Genomic DNA, 12852 nt, shown 5'->3' with positions numbered 1-12852 from the left:
CAAGACGTGACCCCTTGTACTCCCTCAGGCAACGTCTGTGAAGCATTGCCGTTGACCGTCCCCCTCGAGCGGGGACCTGTGGGAAGTACGAGGAAGACGGCACGCGCCGCGCGTGCCATGCTCATGGTTTCAGGCCGGGTGGCCAGTCAGGTGGTCGGCCTGGTCAGCCTGGTCAGCCAAGTGGCCAGGCTTGCCCGCTGGCCCGGGCTCACTCCTCGGCGCCCGGCGGTCGCAGCTTTTGCAGCAAGCCGTTCAATTCGTCCAGCGAGCCGAAACTGATGGCGACCTCGCCCTGTTCGCCGCGCTTGGTCTTCTTCTTGACGCGGATCTCGACCTGCGCGGTCAGCAGGTCCGACAACTCTTCCTCGAGCCGCAGCACGTCGCGGCTCTTGTCCGACTTGACGCGCAGCAGCGGCGCCTGGCGGCCCGCGCCCTGCTGGCGCTGCACGAGCTTCTCGGCCTCGCGCACGCTGAGCTTCTTGGCCGCGATCTCGGTGGCGCTGGTGATCTGATGGGCGCCGTCCAGGGCCAGCAGCGCGCGCGCGTGGCCCATGTCGATGTCGCCGGCCATCAGCATGTTCTGGACCGGCTCGGCCAGGTTTAGCAGGCGCAGCAGGTTGGACGCCGCGCTGCGCGAACGGCCCACCGCCTGCGCCGCCTGGTCGTGGGTCAGGCCGAACTCGTCGACCAGCCGCTTCAGGCCCTGCGCCTCCTCGAGCGCGTTGAGGTCCTCGCGCTGGATGTTCTCGATCAGCGCCATCGCGGCGGCGGCCTCGTCCGGCACCGGCTTGACCAGCACCGGCACCTCGGCCAGGCCAGCCAGCCGGGCGGCGCGGAAGCGGCGCTCGCCGGCGATGATCTCGTAGCGGACCGCGCCGTTGGGCGCGATCGGGCGCACCAGGATCGGCTGCATGATCCCCTGCGCCTTGATGCTCTCGGCCAGCTCGTAGAGCGAGCCCTCGTCCATGCGGGTGCGCGGCTGGTACTTGCCGGCCTGCAGCTGCGCCAGCGGCAGCACGCCGGGTTCGCCGTCGCGCACCGCCGGTGCGTCGCTCACTTTGGGGCCCAGCAGGGCCTCCAGGCCCATGCCGAGCCCCTTGGGTTTCTTTGTCGCCATGGGGCGCGATTCTCCGCGATTCGGGGGGCGGGCCGTCAGCCTCGTGTCGGGGTCACGCGGCCAGGCGCCTGAGCAGCGCGCGGCCCTCGGCCCAGTCGCCCAGCCCGGAGGCCGCGTTGACGTGCCCCAGCGGGCCCGCCAGCACGAATTCCGCGCCCCAGTCCGCCGCCATGCCGGCGGCGCGCTCGGGGCGGCAGAAGGGATCGTCGCTGGACGCCACGACGATCGAGGCGAAGGGCAGGCGAGGGCGCCGGATCGGGCGCCAGTTGTGGAGCTGGGGCGGGGTGTCCTCGCGCTCGGTGTCGGGCGGCGCGACGAGCAGCGCGCCCTTGACACGGCCGGTATGGGCCGAATGCCCGGCCCAGGCGGCCACCAGCTGGCAGCCGAGGCTGTGCGCGACCAGCAGCGCGGGCCGCTCGACCAGGCGCGCGTCCTGCTGCAGCACCTCGTCGAGCCGGGCCATCCAGTCGCCGCGCCGCGGCCATTCCCAGTCGTCCTGCTCGACGCGGGTGTCGCCATGCAGGCGCTGCCAGGCGCTCTGCCAATGATCGGGGTCGGAGTTCAGCCAGCCCGGCAACAGGTAGACGGGGTGCGCGAGGGCCTGGGCATCGAGGTCATTCGTCGGAATGGGGTGCTGTGACATCTGTTGGCCTTATGCTTCGCGCTTTCTTCGGGAGGGTCCCGGAGGCAGCGGATTTTGCAGGAGCGGCGATGAAGTACGCGGTGTATGTCGACGGGCAGGAAGGCACGACCGGCCTGCGCATCAATGAATATCTGGCGCAGCGCGCCGACATCGAGGTGCTGCGCATCGACGCCGACAAGCGCAAGGATCCCGCCGAGCGCGCGCGGCTGCTGAACGCGGCCGATGTCGCCTTCCTGTGCCTGCCGGACGCGGCCTCGCGCGAGGCGGCCGCCATGGTGACCAATCCCGGCACCTGCCTGATCGACGCCAGCACCGCGCACCGCACGGCGCCGGGCTGGGCCTTCGGCCTGCCGGAACTGGCCCGGGGCCAGCGCGCCGCGATCCGCGAATCCAAGCGCATCGCCAACCCGGGTTGCCATGCCAGCGCCTTCATCCTGGCGGTGCGCCCGCTGGTGGACGCCGGGCTGCTGCCAGCCGACGCGCTGGTGTCGGCGACCTCGATCACCGGCTACTCCGGCGGCGGCAAGTCGATGATCGCGGAGTACGAGGCAGGCGGAAATCCGAAGCTGACCGCGCCGCGTCCGTACGCGCTGGGTCTGGCCCACAAGCATCTGCCGGAGATGATGGCCCACACCGGCCTGAAGACGGCACCGGTGTTCATGCCCATCGTCGCCAACTTCTACAAAGGGCTGGGCGTGACGGTGCCGCTGCACCTGAGCCAGCTGCGCGCCGGCACGACGCCGCAGCAGGTCCGCGACGCGCTGGCCGCGCATTACGAGGGCGAGCGCTTCATCCACGTGAAGCCGCTGCGCGATCCGGACACGCTGGCGGGCGGCTTCTTCGACGTGCAGGCCTGCAACGACACGAACAACGTCGACCTGTTCGTGTTCGGCAGCGAGCAGCAGATCCTCGTGATGGCGCGCCTGGACAACCTGGGCAAGGGCGCGAGCGGCGCCGCGGTGCAGAGCATGAATGTGCACCTGGGCGTCGACGAGTCGCTGGGCCTGACCGGTCCGGACGTGAACAGCATCTGATGGCTGATCCTGAGCAATCCGTGGGCAGGACGTGGCGCCGGGATGGCGCCGTGCCGCGGACCGACCTCGACGCGATCCGCGACGGCGTCATCGCCCATGGACGCCAGCAGGCGCAGGGCAGCGACGCGGAGGACATCGCGATCGCGCTCTACGACGGCGAGACGCTGGTCGCTGGCGCCTTCGGCCGCACCGAGTTCCAGCGGCTGTACGTGAGCTTCCTGTGGGTCCATGCGGACCATCGGGGGCAGGGCGTGGGCAGCGATTGCCTTCGACAGATCGAGGCGATGGCGCTGAAGCGCGGTTGCGTCGACGCGCTGATCGAAACGCTGCTGGACGAGGTTGCCGAGCTCTACGAGCACCTCGGCTACGCCTGCATCAGCCACGTGCACGACTTCGTGCCGGGCTTCACCCGCCACACGCTGCTGAAGGTCTGGCAGCCCCGCGACTGAACGCCTTCAACGCCGCGCGCTCAGTCCCAGGTGCGCGGATCGTCGCTGCGGTAGTGGTAGTCGTAGGCGCGCAGGAAGCCCAGGGCGGCGTACAGGCGCTTGGCCGCCTCGTTCTCGGCGGCGACCTGCAGATACCCCGATGAAGCGCCCTGACGGCGGGCCATGGCCAGCAGCGCGGCGCAGAGCCGGCGGCCATGGCCGCGACCGCGTTGCGAGGGCGGGGTGAAGATGTCGAACAGCCCCGCCATGCCGCCCACGGAAGATCCATCGGTAGCGGGATCGATCGCGACCTGCCCACAGGCGAGCAATTCGCCGCCGCTCACCAGGCGGAAGGCCTGATGCCGGACGCTGGCCTGTTCCAGGCGGCGGGCATGTCCTTCGATCTCGGCGGCATCAGAACCGCGCAAGCCACCGATGAGCGCGGCGTACTCGGCGGACGACAGCGCCTGCAGGCCATGGTCGTCATCGAAGCCGTCCAGCGCCGGCAGCACCCACACCTCGGACGGACCGAAGGCACGCCAGCCGCGTGCCTCGAGCTGTTCAGCGAGATCGGCCGGTTGGCTGAAAGGGGTGAGCCGCAGGATCAGCGGCAGGCCTGCCTGATCGAAGGCGGTGCGGCAGCGCCGCAGGATCTCGTCCAGTGGCAGCGAACCGGAGGCGACGGCATTCACGCAACGCGAGCGCCGCGCATGCCCTGGGGAAAGCCGCAGCAGCCAACCGTCGACCTGCGCTTCACGTGGCGCCGACGCCGCATTGAGCCCGGCGAGCTCGGCCCGGCGGGCGAGGGCGTCCAGTTCGGGCCGCACGTCAGCCCCGCGCTCAGCGCATCGCGCCGACGCGCTTGACCATTTCCTTGGCGAAGTCGATGAACGCATGCGCGCCCTTCGATCCGCCATCGAAGACGACGCCCGGCAGGCCATAGCTGGGCGCCTCGGCCAATCGGACGTTGCGGGGGATGACCGTGTCGAAGACCTTGTCGCCGAAGTGCGCCTTCAGCTGCTCGCTGACCTGCTGCTGCAGGGTGATCCGGGGATCAAACATGACGCGCAGCAGGCCGATGATCTGGAGGTCCGGATTCAGGTTGGCGTGGATCTGCTTGATCGTGTTGACCAGGTCGGTCAGGCCTTCCAGCGCGAAGTACTCGCACTGCATCGGCACGACGACGCCGTGCGCCGAGCACAAGCCGTTCAGCGTCAGCATCGACAGCGACGGCGGGCAGTCGATCAGGACGAAGTCGTAATCGTTGGCCGCGGCGGTGAGGGCGCCCTTGAGCCGGTTCTCCCGGCGCTCGAGCTCGACCAGTTCCACTTCGGCGCCGGCCAGCTCGCGGTTGGCGCCCAGCACGTCATAGCCCGCCTTCTCACTGCGCTGTTTGGCTTCGGCGATGGTGGCCGATTCCAGCAGCACGTCATAGACCGTCAGGGACAGGGCGCGCTTGTCGATGCCGGAGCCCATGGTCGCGTTGCCCTGCGGATCGAGATCGACGACCAGCACCCGTTGACCGACCTTGGCCAGACCGGCAGCCAGATTCACCGTGGTGGTGGTCTTGCCGACACCGCCTTTTTGATTCGCAACGCAGAAGATCTTGGCCATGAATGGTCGGGGAACGAGTCGCTGGAGAGGGGCGGAGCTTAACCGATGGAAGTGGCGGGACGGATCCAGAGCAGGCAGCGCTGGGCGTCGAGACCAGGAACTTCGAGTTGTTCCACGTGGAACACGGACAGATCCGGCGCCCGTTGAGCGAGCTCCGTCAGTTCTTCCGCCGGATGCTGGCCCTTCATCGCCGCCCACACGGCGCCGGGCTTGAGGTGCATCCGGGTCCATTCGGTGAAGTCGGCCAGCGACGCGAAGGCGCGGGACGTGATCACGTCGAAGGGCTCGGTCTTGAGCTTCTCGACCCGCGAGTGCTCCGCGCGCAGATTCGGCAGGCCGATCTCCGCGGCGACCTGGGCGATGAAGAACGCCTTCTTGCCCACCGTGTCGACGCAGGTGACGGAGATCGTCGGATCGCAGATCGCGATGACCACGCCAGGCAGGCCACCGCCGCTCCCGACATCCATCAGGCGCAATGGGCGTCCCGCAGCATGCCGGCGCAGCGGGGGAATGAGGCTGAGACTGTCGACCAGATGCTGCGTCAGCATCGCTTCCGGATCACGGACCGCCGTCAGGTTGTAGACCTTGTTCCACTTGGAAAGCAGCCCCAGGTAAGCGATCAGCTGGTCCAGTTGCCGGTCGTTCAGGCCGAGGTCGAGGGTGTCCGCGGCGGCGGCGAGTCGGGAGCGCAGGTCGAGTTCGGTCATCTACGGCGGAAGGTGGTCGTTGCGGCTAGCAGTGAGAGAAGGGGAGTGGGACCGGCCGATGACGGATCAGACGGCGCTCGACTCGGCCACCGCATCCTGGTCGGTGAAGCCCTTGAAGCGACCCTTGCGCAGATGGATCAGCAGCAGCGAGATCGCCGCCGGCGTGATGCCGGAAATGCGAGAGGCCTGTCCCAGCGTCTCGGGCCGGTGCTTGTTCAGCTTCTGTCTGGCCTCGAAGGAGAGCGCCGTGACCAGGCCGTAGTCGAGGTCCTCGGGCAGCTTCAGGTGCTCGTAGTTCGACGCGCGGGCGACGTCCTCCTGCTGCTTGCTGATGTAGCCGGCGTACTTCACGCTGATCTCGACTTGCTCGACGACGGCATCCGCGATATCGCCACCCAGCGATTCAACGAGCGCGGTGCGGGAGACACCTGCCTCCGGCCGGGCAATGGCCGCGACCTCGGCAATCGTGTCAAAGGTGACTCCGGGCCGGCGCAGCAGATCGACGAGGTTGTATTCACGCTCAAGGGCCTTCCCAACGAGCCGCTCCGCATCCGAGGCGGGGAGGATGTTGGGATGCACCCAAGTCGTTTTCAGCTTCTCTGTTTCACGTGAAACAGCGTCGCGCTTCCGGTTGAAGGCGTCCCAACGCGCATCGTCCACCAGGCCCAATTGGCGGCCCATCTCGGTCAGGCGCATGTCGGCGTTGTCCTCGCGGAGCTGCAGCCGGAACTCGGCGCGGCTCGTGAACATCCGGTAGGGCTCGGTGACGCCCTTGGTGATCAGGTCGTCCACCAGCACGCCCAGATAGGCCTGGTCCCGGCTCGGCAGCCAGGCGTCCTTGCCCTGCACCTGCAGCGCGGCGTTCAGGCCGGCGAACAGCCCTTGCGCGGCCGCCTCTTCGTAGCCGGTCGTCCCATTGATCTGGCCCGCGAAGAACAGGCCACCAATGGCGCGGGTCTCGAAGCTCGACTTCAGCTCGCGCGGGTCGAAGTAGTCGTACTCGATGGCGTAGCCCGGACGCAGGATGTGCGCGTTCTCCAACCCAGGAATGGACTGGACCGCCGCCAGCTGGATGTCGAAGGGCAGGGAGGTCGAGATGCCGTTCGGGTAGAACTCGTGCGTCGTCAGGCCCTCCGGCTCCAGGAAGATCTGATGCGAGTCCTTGTCGGCGAAGCGGTTGATCTTGTCCTCGATGGACGGGCAGTAGCGCGGGCCGACGCCCTCGATGACGCCGGTGAACATCGGGCTGCGGTCGAAGCCGGAGCGGATGATCTCGTGGGTGCGCTCGTTGGTGTGGGTGATCCAGCAGGGCAGCTGCTTCGGATGCTGGGCCGCGTTCCCCATGAAGCTGAACACCGGCACCGGGTCCAGGTCGCCGGGCTGTTCCGCGCACTTGGAAAAGTCGATCGTGCGGCCGTCCAGGCGCGGCGGCGTTCCGGTCTTCAGCCGGCCTTGCGGCAGCTTCAGTTCCTTGAGGCGGCCCGACAGCGACACGGCCGGCGGATCGCCGGCGCGGCCGGCGGCGTAGTTGTCCAGGCCGATGTGGATGCGGCCATCGAGGAAGGTGCCGGCGGTCAGCACGACCGCGCGGGCGCGGAAGCGCAGGCCCGACTGGGTGACGGCGCCGACCACGCGATCGCCCTCGACCATCAGGTCATCGACGGCCTGCTGGAACAGCATCAGGTTGGGCTGGTTCTCCAGCCGATGACGGATGGCGGCCTTGTAGAGGATCCGGTCCGCCTGCGCGCGGGTGGCCCGCACGGCCGGGCCCTTCGAGCCGTTGAGGATGCGGAACTGGATGCCGCCTTCGTCGGTCGCGGCAGCCATCGCGCCGCCGAGCGCGTCGACCTCCTTCACCAGATGGCCCTTGCCGATGCCGCCGATCGACGGGTTGCAGCTCATCTGGCCCAGCGTCTCGATGTTGTGGGTCAGCAGCAGCGTGCGGACGCCCATGCGGGCGGCGGCCAGCGCGGCTTCGGTGCCGGCATGGCCACCGCCGACCACGATCACGTCGAACTCTTTCGGATACAGCATGGCAAGGCGTCCAGCAGGATCGGCAGGGACAGCCGGCTGGCGTTCAGATGAGGGAAGGGCGCGATTTTACGCGGGGCTGTGGATAAGTCACCGTCCCAGGGGCATGCGGTCGGACGACAATCCGCCGGTCATGAACTGCCGTCCCCATTGCGCCGCCTGCTGCATCGCGCCGTCGATCAGCAGCCCCATTCCCGGCATGCCCGGCGGCAAGCCGGCCGGCGTGCGCTGCATCCAGCTCGACGGCGACCTGCGCTGCAAGATCTTCGGCCAGCCCGAGCGGCCCGCGGTCTGCGGCTCGCTGCCGCCGCACGAGGACATGTGCGGCGACAGCCGCGAGCAGGCCATGCGCTGGCTGGGTTGGATGGAAGAGCAGACGGCGCCCGCGGCGCCGCCCATTTCGCCCGCGCGCTGACGCGGCGACAGCACGCTGAAAGCGCGCCGCCCGTAGAGTCGGTGTTTCCAGAAGATCAGATCGGAGACTCCGCATGACCCCCACCGACGACGACCGCCGCCGCTTCCTCCTGCAATCTGCCGCGCTTGGCGCGAGCGCCGCCTTCGGCTCGGCGGCCTCGCCCGCTTTCGCGCAGGTCGCCTGGCCTTCGCGCAACGTGCGGTTGGTCGTGCCCTTTGCGCCGGGCGGCAGCAGCGAGATCGTCGCGCGCGCCACCGCCGCCGAGCTCAGCAAGACGCTGGGCCAGGCGGTCTATGTGGACAACAAGCCGGGTGGCGGCGGCAACATCGCCATGGGCGAGGTCGCCCGCGCCGAAGACCAGCACACGCTGATCCTTGGCCACATCGGCACGCTGGCCGTGAACCCGTACATCTACGACAAGCTGCCCTACGACCCCAACCGGGACTTCAAGCCGATCACGCTGCTGGCCAAGGTGCCCAGCCTCTACGTCGTGCATCCTGACGTGCCGGCGCGCAACCTGAAGGAATTCGTGGCGCTGGTGCGCAAGAGCCCGGGCAAGTACAGCTATGGCTCGGCCGGCAACGGCAGCGCGGGTCATCTGGCGATGGAGTACCTGAAGATGGTCGCCGACCTCTTCATCCTGCATGTCCCGTACCGCGGCACCGGGCCGCAGCTGACGGACCTGCTCGCCGGTCGCCTGGAGGCGGCCTCGGTGGGGGCGCCGGCGATCCTGCAGTTCATCAAGGCGGGCAAGCTGCGCTGCATCGCCACGGGTTCGAAGGAACGGCTGCCGCAACTGCCGGACGTGCCGACGGTGGCGGAGCAGGGCTATCCCGGCTTCGAGATGACGCAGTGGTATGGGCTGTGCGCGCCGGCGAATCTGCAGCCCGCGCATGTGGACAAGCTCGCGGTGGAATCGGCCAAGGCGATCAAGTCGGCCGCCGCGCGCGAGCGCCTGAGCCACGACGCGGCCGAGGCCATTGGCAACACGCCGGCGCAGTTCACGGCGTTCATTGCCCAGGAGCAGCAGCGCTGGAAGCAGGTCGTGGCCCGCGCCAAGATCAAGCCCGACTGACGCCAAGGCCCCGACGCCAAGGTCCCCCCAAGCGGAGGAAGCCCAGGGGCAGGGCGACGATTTAGCGGAGCCTGCCGAGCGTATGAGGAGCCCTGCCCCTGGGCTTCCTCCGCTGCGCTCGGTGCCGGCAGGCCATCAAGCCTGATGCACCGTCCGCAAATCCTGCACCACCCGCCCGCCCTGCAGGCTGACGACGCGCTGTGCCGCGGCGATGGTCTCGGGCCGATGCGCGATCACGATGCGCGTCAGCGGCAACTGCCGCAGGCTCGCGTTCACGAGCCGTTCGCGCTCCACATCGAGCGCGCTGGTGGCCTCGTCCAGGAACAGGAACTGGGGCCGCTTGTAGAGTGCGCGCGCGAGCAGGATGCGCTGGCGCTGTCCGCCGGACAGGCTGGAGCCCATGTCCCCGATCAGTGTCTGGAAGCCCATCGGCATGGCCTCGATGTCCTCGAGCACGCAGGCCAGCCGGGCGCATTCGCGGACCCAGTCGGGATCGACGCCGAGGTCGAAGAAGCTGATGTTGTCGGCGATGCTGCCGGCGAAGAGCTGGTCGTCCTGCATCACCGTGCCGATGCGTTCGCGCCAGGCGTTCGCGCCGAGCTGGGCCAGTGCCACGCCGCCGATGCGGATCTCGCCGTGCTGCGGCGCATGGATGCCCAGCATCAGCTTCATCAGTGTCGTCTTGCCGCAGCCCGAGGGGCCGACGATCGCGACCGACTCGCCGGGCTCGATGCGCAGCGAGCAGCCGGCGATGACCTCGGGCTCGCCATCGGCGTAGCGGAAGCGCAGCGTGTCGAGCTCCAGCGCCGATTCGCGCGGCACCGCGCGGCCGGGCGCGTCGAGTTCGGCCTCGGGCGCGGTCAGCACGATGTCGGCGAGGCGCTCGCCCTGCAGGCGCAGCATCTTGAGCGCGACGACCTTGTCGATCAGCCCCGCGATGCGCTGGCTGAACTGGTCCTTGTAGGCGAGGAACGCGAACAGCATTCCCACCGAGAGCTCCTTGTCCAGCACCAGCATCGCGCCCATGGCGACGATGGCCACGCGCTCCAGCCCGAACAGCAGCCGGTTGCCCTGCGTCATGCCGAGCTCGAGCTTGCGCCCGGTCAGCGAGGCGTTCATCTGCTCGACGACCAGGTTGGAGAAGCGCGCGCTGCGATCGGCCTGCGCGTTGAACAGCTTGATCGCCTGCGCGCCGCGCAGCGATTCGAGGAAGTGGGTGTTCTGGCGCGCCTCGTGCGTCAGCGCCTCTTCCTGCGCGTTGCGCAGCGGCCGGAAGAAGGCCCAGCGCAGCAGCGCGTAGCCGGCCACCGCGGTCAGCGCCACGGCCGTCAGCCGGCCGCTGTAGAGCACCATCATCGCCAGCGTCAGCAGCACCATCAGTCCGTCGAGGACGGCCTCAATGAAGCTGCCGGTCAGCGTCTTCTGGATCTCCTGCACGCTGGAGAAGCGCGACCAGATGTCGCCCAGATGGCGTTTCTCGAACCAGGCCAGCGGCAGCCGCAGCAGGTGCGAGAACACGTTGGACAGCCACTGCAGGTTGAGCGAGGCCGACAGGATCATCACCGCCCAGGAGCGCAGGATCCCGACGCCGACCTGCAGCAGCACCAGCAGCGCGAAGCCGATGCCCAGCGTGACCAGCAGGTCGCGGTCGGCGCTGACGATGACGCCGTCGACGGTCCATTGCAGCAGGAAGGGCGCGAGCAGCCCCAGCAGCTCCAGGCCGAGCGCCAGCGCCAGGACCTGCGCCAGCGAGCGCTTGAGCCCGCTCACATGGCCCAGCAGCTGACGCCACTTCGGCGCGGGCGCCGGCGCCTTGCGCGCGAAGTCCATGCCCGGGCGCAGCTCGAGCGCCACGCCGGTGAAGTGCTTGGAGACCTCGGCCAGCGGCAGGCGGCGCTCGCCCAGGGCGGGGTCGAGGATCACCGCGCGATCGCCCTGGATGCCATCCAGCACGACGAAGTGGTTGAAGTCCCAGTGCAGGATGCAGGGCGTCTGCAGCTTGTGCAGCGTCTGCGGCTCGGCGCGCAGCGCGCGCGCGGTGAGGCCCAGCTGCGCGCCCATGCGCACCAGGTCGGCCATGGTCAGGCCCTTGAGCGAGACGGCGAAGCGATCGCGCAGCTCGCCCAGGGCCCAGCGCTGGCCATGCGCCGCGGCCACCATCGCCAGGCAGGCGAGGCCGCATTCGGCGGCCTCGGTCTGCAGGATGACGGGACGGCGGCGGCGCCAGCCAAGGTTCAGCCGGGCCAGGGCGCCGGCGGCGGGGGCATCAGACACGGCGGGCGAGGCTCAGCAGCGGTTCGAAGATCCATTCGATCAGACGGCGCCGTTCGAGCAGCACGTCCGCTTCGAGCAGCATACCGGGGCTGAGCGACTGGTCCTGCCCGTAGGCCTGGACCGACTGGTGCTGCAGCTGCACCGTGATGCGGTACATCGGCTCGCCTTGCGCCATCGCGGCGGGCAGGCCCAGCTGCGCGAGCTCCGCGGCCTGCAGCGGCGTGCGCGAGACCTGCAGCACCTCGCCCTCCTGCTGGCCGAATTTCTGGTACGGGAAGGCCTGGTAGCGCAGCAGCACCGCCTGGTGCGGGCGCAGGAAGCCGACGGCGCTCGAGGGGGCGTAGAGATGCGCCTGCAGCGGCGTGCGGGCGGGGAGCAGGGCGGCGAGCTGGGTGCCGGCTTGCACGACCTGGCCCGGCTCGGCCAGCACGGTGCTCATCAGGCCATCGCTGGGCGCGCGCAGCACGAGCCGGCGGCGCGCTTCGTTCTCGACACCCTGCGCCTGCAGCGCGGCGATGTCGCGGGCCAGCTCCCCTTGCTGGACCTGGGCCTTCAAGGGGATCGCATGAAGCTCAGCTTGCAAGCCCAACGCCTCCCGCTGCAGGTTTTCGCGCTCACGCGAAAGTGCCTGCCGTTGGGCCTGCAAGCCAAGCAACTCCTCCCGTTTCGTCTGGACTTGGGCGCTCGAGACGAACTGGTCCTTCGCCAGCGACTCAAGCCGTCCCAGACTCTGCCGCGCGAGCGCCTCGCGCTCCGCATGCAGCTGCAGCTCGGCATCGGCCTGCCGCAGCGTGGATTCCAGCGTGGCGATGCGCGCCTTCAGCGCCGTCGCCTGGCTCTGCGCGAGTTCGCGCTGCTGCGCCTGCGCGGCGCCCAGCGATTGCTCGCGCTCCTTCAAGGTCCGCGACAGGCCGTCGCCGGTCGGGTTCCCGCTGTCCAGCGACAGCACGAACAGCACGTCGCCTTCATGCACCTGCTGCCCGTCCTGGACGGGACGGGCCACGACGGTGGCGCTCTGCGGCACGCTCAGCCGCATCACGCCGCGCTCGGGCACCAGCAGGCCGTTGACGCGGGCCTTGCGGGTGTACTCCGTGCTGAACAGGAAGGCCCCGACGGCAACCACGCCGCCCAGTGCCAGGATGCTCAGCCATCGCAAGGTGGCGGGACGATGCAGTTGCACCGACCCCAGCCAGGCCTGCTGTTGCGAGGCCTGCGCTTCGGCGCGGAACAGCGCCACCACGATGATTCCTTTTGTTGCGAACCTGACGGGTCGCGATCAGCCGCGAGGGCTTACCAGGTGCCCTTGGGGGCGGGTTCGGTGTCGACGGCCGTGGTCGCGAGCGACTCGGAACCGACGACCCAGGTGCCCTTCGGTGCGCCGCCACCCACGTGAACCAGGGTTTGCAGGTCCAACTCGACCAGACCTTCTTCGACTTGCGTGTTGACGGTGACGTTTTGCGGTTGGGCTTGCATGAGAGGCTCCAGATTCGGTGACGTGCCCGGAATGTGTTGAG

13 protein-coding genes are annotated in these 12852 nt (G+C 69.0%); 4 read left to right on the top strand and 9 right to left on the bottom strand.

The genetic code is table 11. The features are described 5' to 3' along the window. Window positions 1-208: 208 nt before the first annotated feature. Window positions 209-1117 carry a ParB/RepB/Spo0J family partition protein gene (locus tag ACEN96_RS01715; protein ID WP_495586330.1) on the bottom strand — a complete coding sequence of 303 codons (909 nt, stop codon included), beginning with the start codon at window positions 1115-1117 and terminating at the stop codon, window positions 209-211. 52 nt (window positions 1118-1169) lie between these two features. Continuing rightward, window positions 1170-1760 (bottom strand): RBBP9/YdeN family alpha/beta hydrolase, encoded by a 591-nt coding sequence (locus ACEN96_RS01710; protein WP_495586329.1) that lies wholly within the window; start codon window positions 1758-1760, stop codon window positions 1170-1172. Between the two features lie 68 nt (window positions 1761-1828). Between ACEN96_RS01710 and argC the strand changes: the two genes are divergently transcribed. Then, window positions 1829-2794, top strand: coding sequence for an N-acetyl-gamma-glutamyl-phosphate reductase (gene argC, locus ACEN96_RS01705; protein WP_495586328.1), 966 nt, complete (start codon window positions 1829-1831; stop codon window positions 2792-2794). A 50-nt stretch (window positions 2795-2844) separates the two neighbouring features. Then, window positions 2845-3243: a GNAT family N-acetyltransferase gene (locus ACEN96_RS01700; protein ID WP_495586327.1), complete on the top strand. Its 399-nt coding sequence runs from the start codon at window positions 2845-2847 to the stop codon at window positions 3241-3243. Between the two features lie 20 nt (window positions 3244-3263). Here ACEN96_RS01700 and ACEN96_RS01695 read toward each other — a convergent pair whose 3' ends face one another. The 4 genes from ACEN96_RS01695 to mnmG all read right to left on the bottom strand — a co-directional run bounded on the left by ACEN96_RS01695 (window position 3264) and on the right by mnmG (window position 7577). Next, complete coding sequence (locus ACEN96_RS01695; protein ID WP_495586326.1) at window positions 3264-4049, bottom strand: GNAT family N-acetyltransferase; 786 nt, start codon at window positions 4047-4049, stop codon at window positions 3264-3266. A 13-nt stretch (window positions 4050-4062) separates the two neighbouring features. Then, on the bottom strand, window positions 4063-4836 hold the full coding sequence (locus tag ACEN96_RS01690) for a ParA family protein (protein WP_495586325.1): 774 nt from the start codon (window positions 4834-4836) through the stop codon (window positions 4063-4065). Between the two features lie 38 nt (window positions 4837-4874). Further along, window positions 4875-5543 (bottom strand): 16S rRNA (guanine(527)-N(7))-methyltransferase RsmG, encoded by a 669-nt coding sequence (rsmG, locus tag ACEN96_RS01685; protein WP_495586324.1) that lies wholly within the window; start codon window positions 5541-5543, stop codon window positions 4875-4877. 66 nt (window positions 5544-5609) lie between these two features. Next, complete coding sequence (mnmG, locus tag ACEN96_RS01680) at window positions 5610-7577, bottom strand: tRNA uridine-5-carboxymethylaminomethyl(34) synthesis enzyme MnmG (protein WP_495586323.1); 1968 nt, start codon at window positions 7575-7577, stop codon at window positions 5610-5612. A gap of 130 nt (window positions 7578-7707) precedes the next feature. On the opposite strand from mnmG, the gene ACEN96_RS01675 reads away from it, so the two are divergent. Both ACEN96_RS01675 and ACEN96_RS01670 read left to right on the top strand, forming a co-directional pair. Beyond that, window positions 7708-7989, top strand: a complete 282-nt coding sequence (locus ACEN96_RS01675; RefSeq protein WP_495586322.1) for a YkgJ family cysteine cluster protein — start codon at window positions 7708-7710, stop codon at window positions 7987-7989. Between the two features lie 73 nt (window positions 7990-8062). Further along, window positions 8063-9064 (top strand): Bug family tripartite tricarboxylate transporter substrate binding protein, encoded by a 1002-nt coding sequence (locus tag ACEN96_RS01670; protein WP_495586321.1) that lies wholly within the window; start codon window positions 8063-8065, stop codon window positions 9062-9064. 135 nt (window positions 9065-9199) lie between these two features. Here ACEN96_RS01670 and ACEN96_RS01665 read toward each other — a convergent pair whose 3' ends face one another. From ACEN96_RS01665 to ACEN96_RS01655, 3 genes are read right to left on the bottom strand one after another with little or no spacing between them, the layout of a single operon-like run. Continuing rightward, on the bottom strand, window positions 9200-11338 hold the full coding sequence (locus ACEN96_RS01665) for a peptidase domain-containing ABC transporter (RefSeq protein WP_495586320.1): 2139 nt from the start codon (window positions 11336-11338) through the stop codon (window positions 9200-9202). Further along, the gene (locus tag ACEN96_RS01660) at window positions 11331-12578 is read right to left on the bottom strand and encodes an HlyD family secretion protein (protein WP_495586319.1); all 1248 of its coding nucleotides are present in this window, start codon (window positions 12576-12578) and stop codon (window positions 11331-11333) included. Before ACEN96_RS01660 ends, ACEN96_RS01665 begins: the two co-directional genes overlap by 8 nt. Before the next feature lie 50 nt (window positions 12579-12628). After that, on the bottom strand, window positions 12629-12811 hold the full coding sequence (locus tag ACEN96_RS01655; protein ID WP_495586318.1) for a hypothetical protein: 183 nt from the start codon (window positions 12809-12811) through the stop codon (window positions 12629-12631). Window positions 12812-12852: the final 41 nt, after the last annotated feature.

It is taken from the genome of Roseateles sp. Mitsp63 (assembly GCF_059491535.1).
The sequence above is the reverse complement of the archived record's forward strand: the minus strand, read 5'-3'. Positions and strand labels throughout refer to the sequence as shown.

Bases quoted from the DNA above. Each gene is read 5' to 3' on its own strand.
- ACEN96_RS01715 (WP_495586330.1), bottom strand. From the start codon at position 1,117: ATGGCGACAAAGAAACCCAAGGGGCTCGGCATGGGCCTGGAGGCCCTG.
- ACEN96_RS01710 (WP_495586329.1), bottom strand. From the start codon at position 1,760: ATGTCACAGCACCCCATTCCGACGAATGACCTCGATGCCCAGGCCCTC.
- argC (WP_495586328.1), top strand. From the start codon at position 1,829: ATGAAGTACGCGGTGTATGTCGACGGGCAGGAAGGCACGACCGGCCTG.
- ACEN96_RS01690 (WP_495586325.1), bottom strand. From the start codon at position 4,836: ATGGCCAAGATCTTCTGCGTTGCGAATCAAAAAGGCGGTGTCGGCAAG.
- rsmG (WP_495586324.1), bottom strand. From the start codon at position 5,543: ATGACCGAACTCGACCTGCGCTCCCGACTCGCCGCCGCCGCGGACACC.
- mnmG (WP_495586323.1), bottom strand. From the start codon at position 7,577: ATGCTGTATCCGAAAGAGTTCGACGTGATCGTGGTCGGCGGTGGCCAT.
- ACEN96_RS01675 (WP_495586322.1), top strand. From the start codon at position 7,708: ATGAACTGCCGTCCCCATTGCGCCGCCTGCTGCATCGCGCCGTCGATC.
- ACEN96_RS01670 (WP_495586321.1), top strand. From the start codon at position 8,063: ATGACCCCCACCGACGACGACCGCCGCCGCTTCCTCCTGCAATCTGCC.
- ACEN96_RS01655 (WP_495586318.1), bottom strand. From the start codon at position 12,811: ATGCAAGCCCAACCGCAAAACGTCACCGTCAACACGCAAGTCGAAGAA.